This window comes from Leisingera sp. ABM4_103, from assembly GCF_056158685.1.
The window spans coordinates 80001-97786 of sequence record NZ_JBSWTU010000004.1 but is presented as its reverse complement, the minus strand read 5'-3'; the positions used below and the strand labels follow the sequence as shown (position 1 = coordinate 97786).

Here is a 17786-nt window from a genome sequence, read left to right as displayed (position 1 = left end):
CAGAAGCGCCCCGCATGATTTAGATGCTGCCAGCGCTCATTTCGCGGGCAATATGGTCCGCTTGCCGGATGGCCAGAGCGACAATTGTCAGGGTCGGGTTCTCTGCCGCCCCGGTGGTGAATTGCGATCCGTCCGAGATGAAGAGGTTTGCGATGTCGTGGGTCTGCCCCCACTTGTTCACCACGCCGTCTTCCGGCTTTTCCGACATACGGTTGGTGCCGAGGTTGTGGGTCGAAGGATAGGGCGGTGTCGGGAACGTGCGTGTGGCACCGACCGCCTCATAAACTGCCTGGCCCTGCTTATAGGCATGGTTGCGCATAGCGACATCGTTGGGATGGTCGTCGAAGTGGACGTTCGCAACCGGCAGTCCCCACTGGTCCTTGACATCGGTGTTCAACGTCACGCGGTTAGTAGCCTGGGGCATGTCTTCGCCCACGATCCACATGCCGGCCATGTTTTCGTACATGTCCAGTGCTGAGGTGAATTCCCGCCCCCAGGCGCCGGGATTGAGGAATGCGGCCATAAAAGGCAGGCCGAGGCTCAGTGTTTCCAGTTCATACCCGCCAACAAACCCGCGGGAAGGGTCGTGCCGCGCTTCGTCCTGGATGATGCCGGCCATGGTGGTGCCGCGCCACATTTTGACAGGCTTGTCGAACACCCCGTAAACCGATCCGGTCATGTGCCGCATATAGTTGCGCCCCACCTGGCCGGAGGAGTTGGCAAGCCCATCGGGGAACATGCTGGACGCCGAGTTCAGCAGAAGCCGCGGGCTTTCGAAGGAGTTACCTGCGACACAGACAATTCTTGCCTTCTGAAGATGCAGATTGCCTTCCGCGTCAAAGTACTCGACACCGGTGACCTTGCCTGCCTCATTGTGCAGAACGCGGGCGACGTGCGACTGCGGCCGTACCTCCAGATTGCCGGTTGCCTCGCCTTCGGGAATGTCCACATAGCCCGCCGACCATTTGGCGCCCCACTTGCAGCCCTGAAAGCAGAAGCCGGTTTGCTGGCACATCGTCCTGTCGCGGTTTTCATCGGAAGTGATCGCCATGCGGCCGGTGTGAACGTTCTTGTACCCCAGCGCTTGGGCGCCCTTTTCGAAGACGCGGTAATTGTTGTTGCCAGGCAGACCCGGCCTGTCGCCGGTGCGGGTCACGCCCAGCTTGTCTTCCGCCTTGGTGTACCACGGGTCCATTTCCGCCGCATCAATCGGCCAGTCCAGCAGTGTCGCGCCTTCAACTTCGCCATAGGTCGTGCGCGCTTTCCACTCGTGCTCCTGAAACCGCAGGCTGGCCCCGGCCCAGTGCTGGGTGGTGCCGCCGACGGATTTCACGATCCAGGCCGGCAGCCCGGAAAAGTCCTTTGAAACACGCCAGTCGCCGCTGGTCGTGCGCGGGTCCAGCCAGGCCAGCTGGCCGAAGCTTTCCCATTCGTCGTTTATGAAGTCTTCCGGCAGGTGGCGGCCGCCGGCCTCCAGGGCTACGACGCTTACGCCTTTCCGGGCCAGCTCATTCGCAAGAACGCCGCCGCCTGCGCCGGTGCCGATGATGACGACCACGTTATCGTCATTCAGATCAAAAGGTGCTGCCATAGTTTCAGTCCTCCTCTATGGCTCACAGCCAGTTGATGTCGTTGAAGCCGCGGTCGATGTAGCCGCCATGTTCGAAGGACGCCCCTTCGTATCCGAAGATCGGCCAAACCGCTTTCTGGTTATAAAGCCCGGTCACCAGCCCGCCGCGGATCTTCTGGAAGAAGCTGTCTTCTTCGATGCTGCGGAGAATGGCGGCGCGGTCGCGCTCCCATCCGATGGCCAGATAGCTGTCGTGCCCTGCAGCCCGGGCGGTATCATTCAGCCTGGCAATCCCTGCCTCGACTTCAGCTGCCATTTCAGCGTTGTCATAGCCTTTGACCGCTGTTGCATAGAATTGGTCGCCCACTTTGTCGTGCGGATAGATATCCCGCGCCATCTGCACCAAGGCTGCCATGCTTTCCGGTTTCAGTGACACGGTTTCCACCGCCCAGGCAGCATCGCTGGCGGCCAGAAACCCTGACCCCACAACCAGCGTGGCGCTGGCGGCCGTGGCTTGCTTGAGCAGCTGCCGCCGGGACAGCTCTCTCGGGCTAGCAGTGTCGGACATGAACGTTCCTCCCTTTCTTGAATTACTGGTATCTGCCGCCGCGCTGGAGCACTTCGATTTGGTACCCGTCAGGATCGGCAACGAAGAAAAAGCGCGCCACGACCTCCCCGCCGGGCGCGAATTCAACGAGTTTTCTTGGATTGAGGCCTTCCGCCTCGAAGCGTGCATGTTCAGCCTCAAGATCGCTGACTGAAACCGCTAAGTGGCCGTATCCGTTGCCTAGTTCATAGGGCTCGGTCTGGTCCTTGTTTATCGTCAGCTCCAGTTCGAAACTGCTTTCTGCGTTGCTGAGATAAACCAGGGTGAAGCCCGGAAAGTCGAGCCTGTCTGCAATCGTCAGGCCAAATGCGGTTTCGTAGAACGCAAGCGACCGCGCCTCATCAAGGACACGGATCATCGAGTGAATTGCCTTCGCCAATTTCTTTCCCCATTTCTAAGTTCTGGGAAAAGACTAGGAGCCAGGCATTCATCCAGGGTAGTATACGCATACTACCAGCGCATTTATTCCTGTGCCGAAATCAGCGCGTCATTCTGCGGCCATCGGCAGGGTGTGCCGGTCCGCGGACATTTCAATGAACTTCAGACACGCGCAGCGCAGCAGCGACGTGAAGTTTTTCGGTTCTCCGCGCTGTTCCAGCACCTCGGCATGCAGGGTGGAGATGAACACCGGGGTCGACACGCCATCTCTCGCGGCGATCTCGTCGAGAATATCCCAGAACGCATTTTCCAGCCTGATGCTGGTGCTTTGGCCGTTCAGCCGCAAGCGGCGTGTACGGGTTGCGTAGCGCTCAGGATCTTGTCCGGCAAAGACTTGGCACATGGTCATTCCTCCCTTGCGAGCTGTGCGAAGCCTGACGGGAAAAACAGGGGCCGTGGCACCGCTCACCCGTAATTCGTATAAGAATGGCGGTTTTTTGTCGATCCTCGCGGCCGGCACCAGGCGGCAAGCCCGAATCCCATGGGTAAATCCGAGTGATTGAATGACCGTGTTTTCGATTGCGCGCGGGAACTGGCACAATGCGGCCGGTGCCTGTGCGTTCTTTTCGGAACATCGGCGCAGCCAAGGTGAAACGGGTCTGCACCTCACGGTCTCCAGGCAGGCCGGAAACCTACCGGGTTATCAAATCACTGGCTTTTTCCCCGATCATGATGGCAGGCGCGTTGGTATTGCCTGAGACGATTTCCGGCATGATTGAGCAATCGGCTACCCGCAGCCCCCGCACGCCGTGCACCTGCAAACCGGCGTCCACCACCGCATCCGCGCCCTGGCCCATTTTGCAGGTTCCTGTCGGATGGTAGATCGAAACGGAATTGCTGCGCGCCCAGTCCAGCGTGCCGTCATAGTCGTCCATCTCCAGGCTGGATTGAGGCCGGAACTCTTCGGCTATTTTGGAGGACAAGGGGCTGTGACGTGCAATCCGCCGGGCGATTTTCACACCGTCCACTATGGTCCGGCAATCGGTTTCAGCGGATAGGTAGTTGGGTATGATCTTTGGATAGCTTTTCGGGTCCGGTCCGTTCAGCCGGATTTCGCCGCGGCTTTCGGGGCGCAGCTGGCAAACCGACATTGTGAAGGCCGAGAAAGGGTGGACACCCTCGCCAGGGCTGTCCGCTGACCAAGGCTGAACGTGGAACTGAATATCAGGCGTGGCCACATCAGGCCGGGTTTTCATGAAGCCGGTGGCCAGGCTCGCGGCCATTGTCATCGGCCCGGCCCGGAACAGGGCGTATTTCAATGCAATCCGCATCTGATTGAACAGGCTGCGCACCTCATCGTTCAGCGTCGGCTCGTTGCATTTGTAAACCAGCCGCGCCTGCAGATGGTCCTGCAGGCCCTGGCCCACACCTGGCAAATCGACCAGAGGTTCAATTCCATTGGCCTTCAGTTGTTCTGCCGGGCCGATCCCCGACAGCATCAGAGTTTGCGGCGAGTTGATCGCACCAGCAGACAGAATGACTTCCTTGCGCGCAGTGATGGTCTGCCGCTGGCCTGCCTTGTCCAGATAAGTGACGCCCGTCACCTGGCGTCCGTCGAGATTGATCTTTTCCACCAGGGCATGGGTGATGATCTGCAAGTTGGCCCGGCTCCGGGCCGGCTTTAGAAATGCCACAGCGGCGCTGCAGCGGCGCCCGTTGCGGGTGGTCAGCTGGAAGTAGCCGACGCCCTCCTGCCTGGCGCCATTGTAATCCGGGTTGAAGGGATAACCCGCCTCCTGCGCCGCGGCGACCCAGGCATCGCAAATGGGGCGCTGGATACGCATGTTGGAGACTGCCAGCGGTCCGCCGGTGCCGTGAAACTCATCGGCGCCGCGCTCCTGATCCTCGGAGCGCTTGAACAGCGGCAGCACATCCTCCCAGCCCCAGCCTTCATTGCCCATCTGGCGCCAGCGGTCGTAGTCCTCCTTCTGGCCGCGCACATAGAGAAGCCCGTTCAGCGAGGATGACCCGCCCAGAACTTTGCCCCGCGGCCAGTCGATCGAACGGCCATTGAGACCCGGATCCGGCTCCGTCTTGTAGCACCAGTCCACCGACGGGTTGTGCATGGTCTTGAAGTAGCCGACCGGGATGTGAATCCAGGGGTTTATGTCCCGTCCGCCGGCCTCCAGCAGCACCACTTTGTTGCGCGGATCCGCACTCAGCCGGTTTGCAACAACACAGCCGGACGACCCTGCGCCGATGACGATGAAATCCGCGTCCAAATCCATCCCTCCCGATCCCTCGATGAAAAAACTTCTATACAGGATGCGTAAATTGGTCTAGCTTTTTTTGATACGAAACGTCTCAATAATTGATCTTGGGGAGGAAAATTATGGGGCTGACCAACAAATTGAGCCGGATTTCGCGGCGGGATCTGTTCCGTGTTGCAGGGACTTACGGGATGAGTTCGACCCTGCTGGCTGCGGGGGGCTTTGGCGGTGCGATGAGCCTGGCGAATCTCGCTTCGGCGGCGGAATCGACTTATGAAAAGCGCTATGCCAAGCCCGCCAAGCACACGCTGAAGTTCGGTGCCTCGGGTTTTAACGCACGCAACCTGCTGATCGAACGGGCAGGGGCGCTGGAGTTTGCCCGAGATCTTGAAGCCCGCACCGATGGCGAAATCCGCATCGAGTTTATCGGCGACAACCAGATTTGCGGCCAGCTGAGCTGTGTGGAGAAAACCCAGCAGGGCATTGTCGATATCTACGCGGCTTCGACCCAGAACTCGGCCGGTGGCGCCCCTTACCTGAACGTGCTGGACTATGCCTTCATGTTCCCGGGCCGCGCGTCGCAGTATCATTTCCTCTATCACCCCAAAAGCCAGGAAATCCTGCGAGATCCGCTGGAGAAGCGGCACGGGCTGAAATTCCTGTTCAGCCATTGCGAGCTGCGGGGCATCCAGCTGGGCCTGAAATACAAGGACCAGCCGACAGTGACTAAGCTGGAACAACTGTTCGGCACCAAGAACCGCGTCACCGGCACCCAGCTGGGCCGGATCGCCATGAACGCCCTGAACCTGAACCCGGTGCCTGTGGCCTGGGAGGAAACCCTCGACGGGCTGAAGCAGGGGCTGATCGACGGTGCAGAGACATGGGCCTCCGCCGTGGCCTATGCCAACATGGCGCCGGTGGTCTCGCAGTCGGTTGACCTCAAGTTCTTCTGCGGCACCGAGCATACCTCGATGTCGGCCAAGGTCTTTGACGGGCTTGAAGGCTACCTGCAGGACGCGGTGATGGAGAGTGCGTATTGGGCGCAGGCCCATGTGCAGGCCGCAAACGAGGCTGCGCTGGTCAAGACTGTTGGGTTCAGCGATCCGCAGCTGCCGGGAACGGTTTTTGCGGAACACGGCGTGCGCCCTGCCTTCCTGCCGGACAGCGAAATCCGCATGGCAGAGGAAATGTGTTCACCGGAGTTCCAGCCGCAGCTGTGGGAACAGTGGCGCGACCGCCTGAACAAATGGGCCGGCGGCATCGACACCTATCAGGAAATCTACAACATCGCGCGCGAAGTCGACAAAGACATGAAGCCCGAGAACGTGGAACCGCGCCGCTGGTGGAAGGGCTAAACAGGCCCGGATTTCGAGCGGAGGGCCGGCGCCAAACCGCGCCGGCCTTGTTTGCCCGGAATGATCCGGCAGGATCAACGGGGCAATGAGGGGAGGAACAGATGCAGCTTTGGTCGGACATCGGCGCCATTTTCAGCGCCTTCGCGTCCCAGGACAGCTGGGAAATCCGCAATGCTTTGGAAAGCAATGCCGCCTGGGTGCTGGGCACCGCCGCCGCCGCGCTTGGCGGCCTCTTGGTGATGCTGCTCTATCGGCTGGTACCGCTGCTGGACCGGCACTTGGAGCGCTCCATCATGGTGTGGAGCTACCTGGCGATTGCCTTCATCATCTTCTGGGGGGTGATCGACCGCTTCGTGTTCAAGAACCAGCAGCCATGGTCCACGACCATCCCGCCACTGCTGTTCATGATCATGGCCTGGTTCGGCGCCGCCTTCAACGTGCGGCTGCGGACGCATCTGAGCTTTTCCGAATTCCGCACCATCATGCCCCGCTGGGCGCAGATGGGCTGCCTTACCCTGGATGCGGTGCTGTGGTTCGGTTTTGCGGTGATCGTTTTCGTCACAACCACACGTTTGACCGCCCTGTCCGCCTCCAACTTCCAGATCGTTCTGGGCACGGACAGTGTGCTTCAGTGGTGGTTCCTGATCACCGCGCCCCTGGCGTTTGTCCTGATGATCGCCCGGGTGTTTGAAAATCTGGCCGACGACATCCGCAACTACCGCAGCGGCGCGCCGCTGATCAAACAGGCCGTGATCGGAGGAGACGTGTAATGACGGACGGGACCTGGGTCACGCTGATCTCGCTTGGGGTCACTTTTCTGTTCATGCTCGGCGTGCCGGTGCTGCTGGTCATCGGGTATTGGGTGATCGGCTGCTCCTTCGTGCTGGGGCTGACGCTCGACAACATGGGCGCCGAGCTTTTGAACGTGTTCAACAAGGGCTTTGCGCTTTTGGCCATGCCGCTGTTCATCCTGACCGGAGACCTGATCAACCAGTCGGGCATTGCCCGGCGCCTGAGTGATTTTGCCTATGCCTGTCTTGGCTGGATGCGCGGCGGGCTGGCGATGGCCTCGCTCGGCGCCTGCGGGCTGTTCGCCGCCATTTCAGGCTCCAATTCCGCGACCACCGCCACCATCGGCTCGATGCTGCATCCGGAAATGGTCAAAGGCGGCTATGATGAGCGGTTCTCGGCTGCCACTGCCGCCGCGGGCGGCACAGTCGGCATCATCATCCCGCCGTCGATCATCTTTATCGTCTATGGCTTCCTGATGAACCTGCCGATCTCTGACCTGTTCGTCGCGGGCATTCTGCCCGGCGCGATGATGGTTATCGGCATGCAGCTGGCCTGCTGGATTATCTGCCGCCGCAATGGCTGGGGGTTCCTGATCCCCTTGCAGCTGAACCGGGTTTTGAAAACCGCTTTCGGCGCCTGGCTCGGCTTCTTTGCTATCGGGCTGGTTTTGTGGGGCATCTACACCGGTAAGTTCTCACCCACCGAGGCAGCAGGCGTTACCGTCGGTTTCTGTGTTATCGCAGGTGTATTGTCCTGGGCCGTGACCAGGATCACAGGGGCCCGCAGCGGCAAGACGTGGGAGGAGAAATCCTATGCCGAGATGCTGGTGGTCGAAGGCTTCACCATCCCGCAGATCCCGGGCATCGTGGTGCGTTCGGCCCAGATCACCGGTATTCTGGCGCCGCTCATCGCGATCTCCGTTGTGATGCAGCAGATCCTGTCTCTGTTGGGCGCGCAGCAGGTGATCGGCGGCTTCGTGACCTCTATGGGCGGCTACCACGCGGTGCTGTTCACCTCGATGGTGATCGTGTTCTTCTCGGGCATGGTTCTGGAAAGCCTGCCGGTGACAATCATCCTGGCCCCGATTCTGGCCCCCATCGCAGCCTCTGTCGGGGTCGACCCGATCCACTTCTCGGTGATCTTCCTGGTCGGCGCCTCCATCGGCTTTATCACCCCGCCTTACGGGCTGAACCTCTATGTCGCATCGGGTGTGACCGGTGTTCCGTATTTCCGCCTGCTTCGCTATACGGTCCCTTACCTTGCAGCGCTGATCGGCGTTTGGGTACTGGTCTCGCTGGTTCCTGAATTCGCCCTGATGCTGCTGCCAAACAAGTAGCGGTGAGGCGTCAATGGCAGCGGATACGCTGGACAAGAATGAGGGGCAGATCCCCACCAACCTGCGCCTTTTGGTGCTGCTGGAGGAGGTCGCCCGCCGCGGCGTCGCGGTCAAGCCAGCCGAGATGATCGAGGCCATGGGCCTGCCCAAGCCTACCGTTCACAGGCTGATGCAGACGGCGGAGGCGGAGGGCTTTTTGCAGCGCGATCTGGACGGGCGGGCCTATGGGCCCGGCCCCCGCCTGCGGAAGCTGGCACTCAACACCATTTCGTCTGAACACCTCCGTACCGCCCGGCTGAGCATCCTCAAGAGCGTTGCCGAGCAGTTGGGCGAAACCTGCAACCTTGCCACCCCCGACCGCGAGGGGATGACCTATCTGGACCGGGTGGAGACCAAATGGCCGTTGCGTATTCAGCTGCCGATCGGTACCCAGGTGCCCTTTCATTGCACCGCCAGCGGCAAGATGTACCTCTCGACCTTGAAGCAGAGCACGCTGCAGGCCGTTCTGCGCGCCCGCCCATTGGAAGCAGTGACCGGCAAGACCTGCACCGATCCGGACGCGCTCAGCACCGAATTGGGTGCTATTGCCGCACGTGGCTATTCTACGGATAACGAAGAGTTCATTGACGGCATGGTTGCTGTCGCGGTCCCCGTGCGTGACGCCCGCGACCGGCTGCTTGCGACGCTTTCGGTCCACGCTCCGGTGCAGCGCCGCAGCCTGGAGGAGCTGAAGGATTTCCTCCCATGCTTGCAGAAGGGGGCAAGTGAGCTGGGAAATTTGGCGTAGATCACGTTGGCGCTGAGCCCGGTTACCCGGCCGGTGCCAAGCGCATGGCCATTGATTTCCGCTTGCCGGGGGAGGCTGCCAGGCCCCTGCGCCTGGGTTACGACGGGTTGTCGATGCGGATGGCTTCCAAGTGTTCGGGCACCCGGGACGGGCGGCCCAGTTCGTGGGAAATGCGCCGCCGGAGTGTTTCGGCGGCCTCCGGTTCACCGTGCGTGAGGTAAGTCATGGCAGGCGCGGGACCGGATGCCATCCAGCGGACCAGCTCATCAGCGTCCGCGTGGCCCGATAAAGTTTCAAGCTGGGCGACTCTTGCCCGGATGACGCGGTCCTGCCCGAAGATGCGCAGGCGCCGCTCGCCCGCGGCCAGTGACGCGCCGCGGGTGCCGCCTGCCTGAAAACCCGAAAGCACGATCATGGTGCGCAGGCTGCCGCCGAAGTTCACCACGTGGTGAAGGATTCGTCCGCCGGTGATCATGCCGCTGGCCGACAGGATGACCATCGGCCCCTCCAGGGTGTTCAGCTCTCTGGACTCGGCCACCGAATTGGTCCGGACCGGAAGCTGAAAGACGGCGGCGCAGTCCTTCTGGGGGATGCGGTGCTCGGCGCAGTGGCGGGTATAAATATCGGTGGCATCTGACGCCATCGGGCTGTCGAGGAACACCGGCACCCGCGGGATGCGGCCGGAGGCCATCAGGCGCGACAGGTGATATGTGATGCCCTGGGCGCGCCCGACCGCGAAGGCGGGGATCAGCACGATGCCTTTCTGCTTGAGGAACGGGGCCAGAATGCCTGCCAGCTCATCTTCGGGAGAGACGGGCGGGTGCAGGCGGTCGCCGTAGGTCAACTCGCAGACCAGCACATCGGCGCCGGGAAAGGGGGCCGGCGGCGGCATCAGCGGGTCGCGGTCCTGGCCGAGGTCGCCGCTGAAATGCACCGTTTTGCCGTTGATGGTGATGCGGATCTGCGCGGCTCCCAGCAGATGGCCCGCGCGGATGAATTCGGCGCTCAGGCCGCCGCCAAGGTCCAGAGGCACACCAAAGGGGTGCGTCTTGAACCGGCGCAGGGCGGCGCGGGCATCCTGTTCGGTGTAAAGCGGCCGGGGCCGCTTATGCCGGGAATAGCCCTTGCGCCGCGCGTGCTGGGCCTCCTCCTCCTGCAGGCGGCCGCTGTCAGGTAGCAGCAGCCCGCAAAGGTCGCGGGTCGGCGGGGTGCAATAGACAGGCGCCCGGCACCCCGACCGGATTAGAGCCGGAAGGTAGCCGGAATGGTCCAGGTGGGCATGTGTCAGCAGAACGGCGGTGATGGATCCGGGGCGGACCGGGAACGGCTTGCGGTTGCGCCGCCTGAGGTGCTTGTAGCCCTGGTAGAGCCCGCAATCGACCAGCACCCGCTGCCGCCCGGCTTCGATAAGGTAGCGGGAGCCGGTGACGGTTCCGGTGGCCCCAAGGAAACGCAGCCTGGCACTGCTTGGCGGCGGCATGGCACTCTCCTGTCTCGCCGGGGCTTATCTGGAATACAGAACCGGCAGTTTGGCATGCGCCAGCAGTTCGCGCGTGGCGGCGCCGATCACGAAGTCATATGCCCAGGAATGCCCGAAGGCGCCGGCGGCCAGCATGTCGGCCCCGCATTCCACCGCCACCTTGAGCAGCATGGAGCCGGTGTCCGGAGTAGTCCGCTCGCGGTCAATCAGCGTTACCGGATGCCCGTGCCGGTCAAAGGCCGCCGCCATGTCCTCGCGGCAGGCGAGCCCGTCGCTGCCGTCGCCGATGCGGAGGATCGAAATACTGGCGCCCGGCTGCGCCAGGGCGCGGGCATCGTGGGCCGCGCGGACGGCTTCGCGGGTGTTGCTCCAGCCGATCAGGATGTTCGCGCCAATGGGCGCCGGGTCCCAGCCTTGGGGAATGATCAGAACGGGGCGTCCCGAGCGGCGGATCAGCTGCTCTTGCAGCTGGCGGTGGCTGTACCTGGCGCCCTCCGGCGGGCACTGCCCGGCCAGTACAAGGTCCGCGGCGGCCACATTGTCGAGCAGGAAATCCTCAGCGCTTTGGCTGCCCAGCGGCTGCTGCCTGAGATCAGACAGGAAATCCCTCCCGGTCACAGCAGCCTGAAAGGTTTCTGCGATGGCTTGTGCTTCCTGCTGCTGCCAATCGGGAATATACGCCGCGCCATAGCTCACAAGACCGCCTTCGGTGCCGGCAAAGGGCACCTGGGCCTCCAGGGGCAGCACGCCGGTCAGATGCGCACCGGTGCGGCTGGCCATTTCGGCGGCCGCGGGGATGAGCCGCTGCGCTTCCTCCGCCGAAAAGAGCGCAACCGCCAAGGACTTGATAGTCATCGGAAAACTCCTTGCTGTAAGTTCGGTCTCACCGCTGCGGAAAGTTCGGCCGGTCGGTGTTGTAGTGGGCAGAAAGGTAGTCGAGGATGATCCCGCGCTCAGCAGGGTCCAGTTCAGGCATGCCCTGCTCTTCGGTCATCCAGTCCAGCAGATCCGCCCAGCCCTCGCGGGTCTTGCCCTGCTGGGCGATGATCATTTCGGAATGACAGGCGGTGCAGGCATAGTAGGTCTCCTCTGCCCCCTCTGCCGTGACGAGCTGGCCGAATTCGCTGTCCTCCGGCGCTTGAGCCTGTGCTTGCGCAAGCATAGCGCACAGGGCGGCGCAGGCGGCTGCAAGCCTGAGCCGCGCCGGACGGGCCGCGGTTCCTGATGCCAGCCGAGGCGGCATCAGCTGACGCGCAGGCCGACGCGGTGCATCCGGTTGTTCAGATACCCCTTCGGATTCCAGTCGATGGCAAACCGCTGCATTTCGCCTTCGCTGTCGGTGGCGCGGGCCCAGATCTCATAATAGCCGGCCACCGGAAAGCGCACCGTGGCGCGCCAGTTCTGCCAGGCGCCGTCGTTGGCCGGCGGGTCGAGCTCCGCCGCCTGCCAGCTGGCCCCGAAGTCGTAGGAGATATCCAGCCGATCCACCGTGCGGTCGCCGGACCAGGCGTGGCCGCGCACCTCCGTCTCCATGCCGGACGCGGCGCCGTTGGCGGGGAAGGTGATCAGCGATTTGACGGGCATCCGCTCGATGATCCGGAAATCCTCCTTGGGCACGTCGTCGCCCGGAGCCACCGGATATTCCGGAACGCGGTAGGAGGTGCCGGTCATCTTGGGGCCATCGTGCACCTGGTCGCGCAGCTCGATCCGGGTCAGCCATTTCTGCGAGCAGGAGCCGGGCCAGCCCGGCACCACCAGCCGCAGCGGCGCGCCGTTCATCGGGTGCAGGTCCGCTCCGTTCATCGCAAAGGCGATCAGCACAGTGTCCGTCAGCGCCTTGGCAATGGGCAGCCCGCGCGAGATAGGCAGCTTGTCCGGGTCGCCCGATAGATGAGCGTCCGCCCCGTAATGCGCGGTATAGACCACGTTGTCCTGAACCCCCGCCGCCTGCAGCACGTCGCGAAGCCGCACCCCTGTCCATTCCGAGCAGGCCACGGCGCCATAGGTCCACTGGTTACCGCTGGCGGGCGGGTCGAAGAAGGCGCGCCCGTTACCGCCGCATTCCAGAGTCAGCGCCAGCGTGACCACCTCGAAGCGGTCCTGGAGATCCGCAATGGACAGCTCCAGCGGGCTTTCTGTGAAGCCGTCGACCGTGAGCATCCAGCCCTCTGCGCTGGTGTCATCTGGGGCCAGCCCGTTGTTGCGGATAAAGTGCCGCGCTGTCGGGGTGATGGGATCATCCAGCAGTTCCGGCGGGGTTTCGGCATTCAGCGGCCGGTCGTTCAGCAGCGTCAGCCCGTCCTTGCCCGCCAAGCCGTTTTCGCTGGCCATTGCGGCAGGGAAGAAACCATGCGGCAGGTTCCGATGAAACGGAATCGCCATGCCTGCGGCAGCGCCCAGGCTGGCCAGGCCTGCGGTCTTCAGGAACCGGCGGCGGCCAGCTTCAGTGGCAGCATCCCGTTCTGCGGCAGCGGGCTTCAGATTGTCGTTCGACGCCATGATTGCATTCCCCTTACTCGCGCTGCTGCCAGCCAATCCGCCTGCACTGGATACACCCAGGGCGGTTTTCGGGGCAGCATTGGTCAGTCCTTGCGGCAGGATCCGGGAAACGGCGTCACGCGTGAGCGAGCCGCCGCCGCCGGAGCCGAATGCAGCCATTTGACCATGTGACTGCGCCTGGCGCATTGACGGCGGTTAAGGCGCGGCGCGCGGCAGCGCAGTCACAAATCCATCAGCTTGTCTGCGTGTTCTGCGCCTGCTGGGAGAATGGGCGGTCGGTGCCGCGCAGCGGTTGCAGTTGGGCCTTTTCCAGGCAATTGCTTGCCTTCAGCATGCCTGTGCCAGCTCTCTTGCTGGTTCGAATGAGTCCAGCAATACAGAATAGGTCCGGCTGGTCATGCAAAAGGCCGTTCTCTCGACAAAACACCGGAAAGCGACAATAGTCCAATACCGCCCCCATCGAATAGCGGCAGGTATGACAGATACAGATCTAGCAAGGCTGGCCGACCCGCTCGGGCAAGCAAGCATTCTCATCGTGGACGATGAGCCGGGGATGCGCAATTTCCTCGTGAAAACCCTGCGCCCTCTGTGCCAGCTGGTGGATGAGGCCGAAAACACCGAAGCCGCCGCCGCCCTGCTCAATACGCGGCAATATGATGTGATGATCCTCGACAATATCATGCCGGGCCAGAAAGGCTTGGACTGGCTGGAGGAGCAGCGGCGGGAGGGCGGCTTTACCGATACCATCCTGATCACGGCCTATGCCGACCTGCAGACTGCGATTGACGCTTTGCGGGCCGGGGCATCGGATTTCGTTCTGAAGCCCTTCCGCTCGAACCAGATCCTCAATGCACTGCGCCGCTGCATCGAGACGGCCCGGCTGAAGCGCGAGAATATGCTGCTGCGGCGGGAACTGGAAACCGCCAGTCCTGGACGCCGCCGCCGCCGCGAGCTGGTCGGAGCTTCGCCCGCCGTTGGCCAGGTGCGGGCCTTGCTGGACCGGGTGGTCCAGGTGTCTACCCCGGTGCTGATCACCGGCGCTTCGGGCACCGGCAAGGAGGTTGCCGCGCGCCATCTGCATGCGCGCTCCAGCCGCGCCGGGGCGCCTTTTGTGCCGGTTCAATGCGGCGCCATTCCGGCGGATGTCATCGAATATGAGCTGTTCGGCCATGCGCCCGGCGCCTTCCCCGGTGCGCCGGCAGGGCGCGAGGGCCTGCTGGCCTCGGCGCAGGGCGGCACGGTTTTTCTCGATGAAATCGGTGAGCTAAGTTCTTCGGCGCAAACTGCGCTGCTGAGGGTGCTGGAGGACGGCCGCATCCGGCCGATCGGCACGGAGCGGACGGTTCAGCTCGATGTCCGCTTTGTGATGAGTTCCAGCCGCGCGCTGGACGAGGCGGTGGCGGCGGGCGCTTTCCGCGAGGATCTGCTGTTCCGCATCAATGTGATCGAAGTGGCAATGCCGCCGCTGCGCGAGCGCGGCACCGACATTGTTGAGCTAGCAGAGCTGTTCCTGGCCGAAATCGCACCCCAATTGCAAATGCCGCCGCTGGAGCTGTCTGCAAACGTCAAATCCGCGCTGCTGCGCCATGACTGGCCTGGCAACATCCGCGAGCTGCGGAATTTTGTTGAACGCTCGCTGATCTTCGGCAGTTTTTCCATGGACACGCTGGCCCCGTCCCGTCCCGCTGCCGACATCCTGCCGCTGGAAGAGGTCGAGCGCCGCGAGATCCTGCACGCTCTGGAGGCCGCTGGCGGCAACCGCAGCGAGGCGGCGCGGCGGCTGGGTGTCTCGCGCAAGACCATTGACCGCAAATGCGCGGCTTGGGGGCTCTAACCCGTGCGCGGGCTGCGTTCGCCGATGCGGTCGGTCCGGGTCCGGCTGCTGCTGATCGCGCTGCTGCCGATGCTGGTGCTGATGCCGCTGCTTCTGGGCATTGCCACCTGGCGCTGGTCGGAAAAGACCGACGGCCTTCTGATCACCAAGGTGAACGGTGATCTGACCATTGCCGACCAGTACCTGGCCAGGCTGACCGCCACCTCGGGCGAGTTGCTGGATGCGGTGGCGCAATCGGTCCGTTTCCGCAACGCGCTTGCGGCGGGGAACACCGCAGATTTCCTGGTGCAGGAACAGGCCCGGCTTGGGCTCGACTTTCTGTATATTGCCGGACCTGACGGCCATGCCGCTTTTTCTCCCGCAGATTGGCCCGTCATCCGCGGCGCATTGCAGGGCCAGTGGCAGAGCGCGGTCGACATTCTGGACGCGGCCCAGCTGGACGCTCTGTCCCCTGGCCTCGCCGCCCGTGCCGCAATCCCGCTGGTGGCGACCGAAGCAGCTGTGCCCACAGACCGCACCGCCGAAACCCGCGGCATGATCATCCACTCCGCTGCCCCGGTGACCCTGCCGGACGGCCGGAAGGCGGTTCTGGTGGGTGGGCGGCTGCTGAACCGCAACCTGGATTTCATCGACACCATCAATGCGCTGGTCTACCGCGAGCAAAGCCTGCCGGAGGGCAGCCAGGGCACCGCCACGCTGTTTCTGGAAGACGTGCGGATCTCCACAAACGTGCGGCTTTTTGAAAACGTGCGCGCGCTTGGCACCCGGGTCTCGGCAGAGGTGCGCGGCCAGGTGCTGGGGCGCGGCGAGGTCTGGCTCGACCGGGCCTTTGTGGTGAACGACTGGTATATCTCCGCGTATGAACCGATCCTGGACAGCCGCGGCAACCGGGCAGGGATGCTCTATGTCGGTTTTCTGGAAGCCCCCTTCCGCGAGGCCAAGCGCAGCACGGTATTGACGCTCGGCGGGGCCTTCCTGCTGATCGCGGCGCTGTCGGTGCCGATATTCCTGCGGTGGGCCGGGCGCATCTTCCGCCCGCTTGAGGGCATGACCCAGACCATAGCCCGGGTCGAGCAAGGCGATCTGGCCGCCCGCAACCGCCCACAGGAGGACGGCGGCGAGATCGCCCGTGTGGCAGCGCATCTGGACAGCCTGCTGGATCAGGTGCAGGAGCGCGACCAGCAATTGCGCGGTTGGGGGGAAAGCCTGGAGGCCAAGGTCGAGGAGCGCACCGCGGATCTGCGCGAGGCAAACCAGCGGCTGGAGCGGACCACCGAACGGCTGATCGTCTCCGAGAAACTCGCTGCGGTCGGCGAGATCACGGCCTCGGTTGCGCATGAGATCAACAACCCGGTGGCGGTGATCCAGGGCAACCTGGATCTGGCCCGGACGGTGCTGGGCTGCCACGCGGAGCCGGTCGAGGAGGAATTCCGGCTGATCGACGATCAGGTTTACCGTATCGGCGTGATTGTCTCCAAGCTGCTGCAATTCGCCAGGCCCGAGGAATATTCCGGCGCCGCCGGGCTGATTTCCCCGGCCGAAGTGGTGGCGGACTGCCTGGTGCTGACCCGCCATCAGATCGAGGCCACCGGGATCGAGGCAGAGGCGCATCTGGCCAGTACCGGCCAGGTCAGGATATCGCGCACGGAATTGCAGCAGGTGATCGTCAATCTCATCCTGAATGCGGTGCAGGCGATGCCCGGAGGCGGCCGCCTCACCCTGACCGCCGAAGATGCCCCGGACGGCGTGCTGCTGACCGCCGAGGATACCGGCACCGGCATCCCCGCGGACCTGCTGAACCGCATCTTCGATCCGTTCTTCACCACCAAGCAGGCGCAAGGCACCGGGCTGGGCTTGTCGATCAGCCATCAGCTGGTGAGTCGCGCCGGCGGCCGCATCACCGTGCAGTCAGAGCCGGGGCAGGGCACCCGGTTCGAAATTTTTCTTCCCGCGCCTGCCGGCGCCTGATCCGGACAAATTGGCGCAAATGCGCAGGTCCCGGCTCCCCGGTGCGGACAGATTGTCCCGCAACCGTCTGAAGACGTCTGGCGAGGTGGACAAATTGACACGATAAGTTATTGTTATTGCTAAATTATTTATTTGACAGCTGGGTGATCTCTCCGCCTTTGTCAAGCTACGGCACATTGCCGCGGGCCATTCAGGGCGGCCGCAATAGGAGGTTGCAGCCGCCGGAACAGCACTAGGGAGGACACCACATGAGTACGCCATCATCCGGCGGGCTGAGCTTTCTGCACAAGGAGCACATCACCGCCGAACCAGGTTTCAACCGCTGGCGGGTGCCGCCGGCATCCATCGCTATCCATCTTTGTATCGGCTCGGTTTATGCCTGGTCGGTGTTCAACCCGCCGCTGACCCGCGAGCTGGGGGTGGTGGCCTCCAGCGCCGATGACTGGAGTTTGGGCTCCGTTGTCTGGATCTTTTCGGTCGCCATCGTCTGCCTCGGTCTGGCCGCCGCATTTGCGGGCAAATGGCTGGAGGAAGTCGGCCCGCGCATGGTGGGCGTTGTGGCAGCCCTGCTGTGGGGCGGCGGCTTCATCGTCGGCTCGTTCGGCATTTCCAGCCATCAGCTGTGGCTGGTCTATCTGGGCTACGGCGTGCTTGGCGGCTGCGGGCTGGGACTGGGCTATGTCTCTCCGGTATCGACGCTGATCCGCTGGTTCCCCGACCGGCGCGGCATGGCGACGGGCATGGCCATCATGGGCTTTGGCGGCGGCGCGATGATCGCCGCTCCGGTCAAGGGCTGGCTGCTGGACCTCTATGCAACTGCGCCGACCTATCTTGGCGCCAGGGATGCGGTGCAGACCGTGGTCGAAAACGGCCGGGTCTTTGCCGAAACCGCACAAGGCAAGATCGAGGT

Annotated in this window: 16 protein-coding genes (1 of these 16 only partly in view); 7 read left to right on the top strand and 9 right to left on the bottom strand. The window is 63.1% G+C overall.

The features are described 5' to 3' along the window. Nucleotides 1–19: 19 nt before the first annotated feature. The 5 genes from ACXAED_RS01335 to ACXAED_RS01315 form a co-directional block, all read right to left on the bottom strand. Entirely contained in the window at nucleotides 20–1591 is a 1572-nt protein-coding gene (locus ACXAED_RS01335) for a GMC family oxidoreductase (RefSeq protein ID WP_475046277.1), read from the bottom strand. Between the two features lie 22 nt (nucleotides 1592–1613). Then, a complete protein-coding gene (locus tag ACXAED_RS01330) occupies nucleotides 1614–2138 on the bottom strand; it encodes a twin-arginine translocation signal domain-containing protein (RefSeq protein ID WP_475046275.1) in 525 nt (174 codons plus the stop codon). A 22-nt stretch (nucleotides 2139–2160) separates the two neighbouring features. Then, nucleotides 2161–2556 (bottom strand): VOC family protein, encoded by a 396-nt coding sequence (locus tag ACXAED_RS01325; protein WP_475046273.1) that lies wholly within the window; start codon nucleotides 2554–2556, stop codon nucleotides 2161–2163. A gap of 108 nt (nucleotides 2557–2664) precedes the next feature. After that, nucleotides 2665–2958 (bottom strand): ribbon-helix-helix domain-containing protein, encoded by a 294-nt coding sequence (locus ACXAED_RS01320; RefSeq protein WP_475046271.1) that lies wholly within the window; start codon nucleotides 2956–2958, stop codon nucleotides 2665–2667. 289 nt (nucleotides 2959–3247) lie between these two features. Next, nucleotides 3248–4843, bottom strand: a complete 1596-nt coding sequence (locus ACXAED_RS01315; protein ID WP_475046269.1) for a GMC family oxidoreductase — start codon at nucleotides 4841–4843, stop codon at nucleotides 3248–3250. 104 nt (nucleotides 4844–4947) lie between these two features. Here ACXAED_RS01315 and ACXAED_RS01310 point away from each other — a divergent pair, with 104 nt between their 5' ends. The 4 genes from ACXAED_RS01310 (at nucleotide 4948) to ACXAED_RS01295 (ending at nucleotide 9095) form a co-directional block, all read left to right on the top strand. Next, nucleotides 4948–6180: a TRAP transporter substrate-binding protein gene (locus ACXAED_RS01310; RefSeq protein ID WP_475046268.1), complete on the top strand. Its 1233-nt coding sequence runs from the start codon at nucleotides 4948–4950 to the stop codon at nucleotides 6178–6180. Between the two features lie 101 nt (nucleotides 6181–6281). Then, nucleotides 6282–6950, top strand: coding sequence for a TRAP transporter small permease (locus tag ACXAED_RS01305; RefSeq protein ID WP_475046267.1), 669 nt, complete (start codon nucleotides 6282–6284; stop codon nucleotides 6948–6950). Then, a complete protein-coding gene (locus ACXAED_RS01300; protein ID WP_475046265.1) occupies nucleotides 6950–8308 on the top strand; it encodes a TRAP transporter large permease in 1359 nt (452 codons plus the stop codon). Before ACXAED_RS01305 ends, ACXAED_RS01300 begins: the two co-directional genes overlap by 1 nt. A 13-nt stretch (nucleotides 8309–8321) precedes the next feature. Further along, entirely contained in the window at nucleotides 8322–9095 is a 774-nt protein-coding gene (locus ACXAED_RS01295; RefSeq protein ID WP_475046263.1) for an IclR family transcriptional regulator, read from the top strand. A gap of 97 nt (nucleotides 9096–9192) precedes the next feature. On the opposite strand, the gene ACXAED_RS01290 is transcribed toward ACXAED_RS01295, so the two are convergent. From ACXAED_RS01290 to ACXAED_RS01275, 4 genes are all read right to left on the bottom strand, one after another. Further along, nucleotides 9193–10575: an MBL fold metallo-hydrolase RNA specificity domain-containing protein gene (locus tag ACXAED_RS01290; RefSeq protein ID WP_475046262.1), complete on the bottom strand. Its 1383-nt coding sequence runs from the start codon at nucleotides 10573–10575 to the stop codon at nucleotides 9193–9195. A gap of 24 nt (nucleotides 10576–10599) precedes the next feature. Beyond that, the gene (locus ACXAED_RS01285; protein WP_475046261.1) at nucleotides 10600–11430 is read right to left on the bottom strand and encodes a universal stress protein; all 831 of its coding nucleotides are present in this window, start codon (nucleotides 11428–11430) and stop codon (nucleotides 10600–10602) included. A 28-nt stretch (nucleotides 11431–11458) separates the two neighbouring features. Continuing rightward, nucleotides 11459–11737, bottom strand: coding sequence for an aldehyde dehydrogenase (locus ACXAED_RS01280; RefSeq protein ID WP_475046259.1), 279 nt, complete (start codon nucleotides 11735–11737; stop codon nucleotides 11459–11461). A gap of 80 nt (nucleotides 11738–11817) precedes the next feature. After that, complete coding sequence (locus ACXAED_RS01275) at nucleotides 11818–13074, bottom strand: sulfite oxidase (protein ID WP_475046257.1); 1257 nt, start codon at nucleotides 13072–13074, stop codon at nucleotides 11818–11820. A 475-nt stretch (nucleotides 13075–13549) separates the two neighbouring features. Between ACXAED_RS01275 and ACXAED_RS01270 the strand changes: the two genes are divergently transcribed. The 3 genes from ACXAED_RS01270 to ACXAED_RS01260 form a co-directional block, all read left to right on the top strand. Further along, nucleotides 13550–14908, top strand: coding sequence for a sigma-54-dependent transcriptional regulator (locus ACXAED_RS01270; protein ID WP_475046255.1), 1359 nt, complete (start codon nucleotides 13550–13552; stop codon nucleotides 14906–14908). Between the two features lie 24 nt (nucleotides 14909–14932). Beyond that, entirely contained in the window at nucleotides 14933–16876 is a 1944-nt protein-coding gene (locus ACXAED_RS01265) for a sensor histidine kinase (protein WP_475046396.1), read from the top strand. 248 nt (nucleotides 16877–17124) lie between these two features. Beyond that, nucleotides 17125–17786, top strand: partial view of an OFA family MFS transporter gene (locus ACXAED_RS01260; RefSeq protein ID WP_475046253.1) — the beginning only. 1060 nt of this gene lie beyond the right edge of the window; only the first 662 of its 1722 coding nucleotides appear in the window; its start codon is at nucleotides 17125–17127; its stop codon lies beyond the right edge, outside the window.

Coding starts and splice junctions, on each gene's coding strand:
- ACXAED_RS01300 (WP_475046265.1), top strand. CDS start 6,950: ATGACGGACGGGACCTGGGTCACGCTGATCTCGCTTGGGGTCACTTTT.
- ACXAED_RS01320 (WP_475046271.1), bottom strand. CDS start 2,958: ATGTGCCAAGTCTTTGCCGGACAAGATCCTGAGCGCTACGCAACCCGT.
- ACXAED_RS01335 (WP_475046277.1), bottom strand. CDS start 1,591: ATGGCAGCACCTTTTGATCTGAATGACGATAACGTGGTCGTCATCATC.
- ACXAED_RS01330 (WP_475046275.1), bottom strand. CDS start 2,138: ATGTCCGACACTGCTAGCCCGAGAGAGCTGTCCCGGCGGCAGCTGCTC.
- ACXAED_RS01285 (WP_475046261.1), bottom strand. CDS start 11,430: ATGACTATCAAGTCCTTGGCGGTTGCGCTCTTTTCGGCGGAGGAAGCG.
- ACXAED_RS01270 (WP_475046255.1), top strand. CDS start 13,550: ATGACAGATACAGATCTAGCAAGGCTGGCCGACCCGCTCGGGCAAGCA.
- ACXAED_RS01305 (WP_475046267.1), top strand. CDS start 6,282: ATGCAGCTTTGGTCGGACATCGGCGCCATTTTCAGCGCCTTCGCGTCC.
- ACXAED_RS01290 (WP_475046262.1), bottom strand. CDS start 10,575: ATGCCGCCGCCAAGCAGTGCCAGGCTGCGTTTCCTTGGGGCCACCGGA.
- ACXAED_RS01315 (WP_475046269.1), bottom strand. CDS start 4,843: ATGGATTTGGACGCGGATTTCATCGTCATCGGCGCAGGGTCGTCCGGC.
- ACXAED_RS01275 (WP_475046257.1), bottom strand. CDS start 13,074: ATGGCGTCGAACGACAATCTGAAGCCCGCTGCCGCAGAACGGGATGCT.
- ACXAED_RS01310 (WP_475046268.1), top strand. CDS start 4,948: ATGGGGCTGACCAACAAATTGAGCCGGATTTCGCGGCGGGATCTGTTC.
- ACXAED_RS01265 (WP_475046396.1), top strand. CDS start 14,933: ATGCGGTCGGTCCGGGTCCGGCTGCTGCTGATCGCGCTGCTGCCGATG.
- ACXAED_RS01295 (WP_475046263.1), top strand. CDS start 8,322: ATGGCAGCGGATACGCTGGACAAGAATGAGGGGCAGATCCCCACCAAC.
- ACXAED_RS01280 (WP_475046259.1), bottom strand. CDS start 11,737: ATGCTTGCGCAAGCACAGGCTCAAGCGCCGGAGGACAGCGAATTCGGC.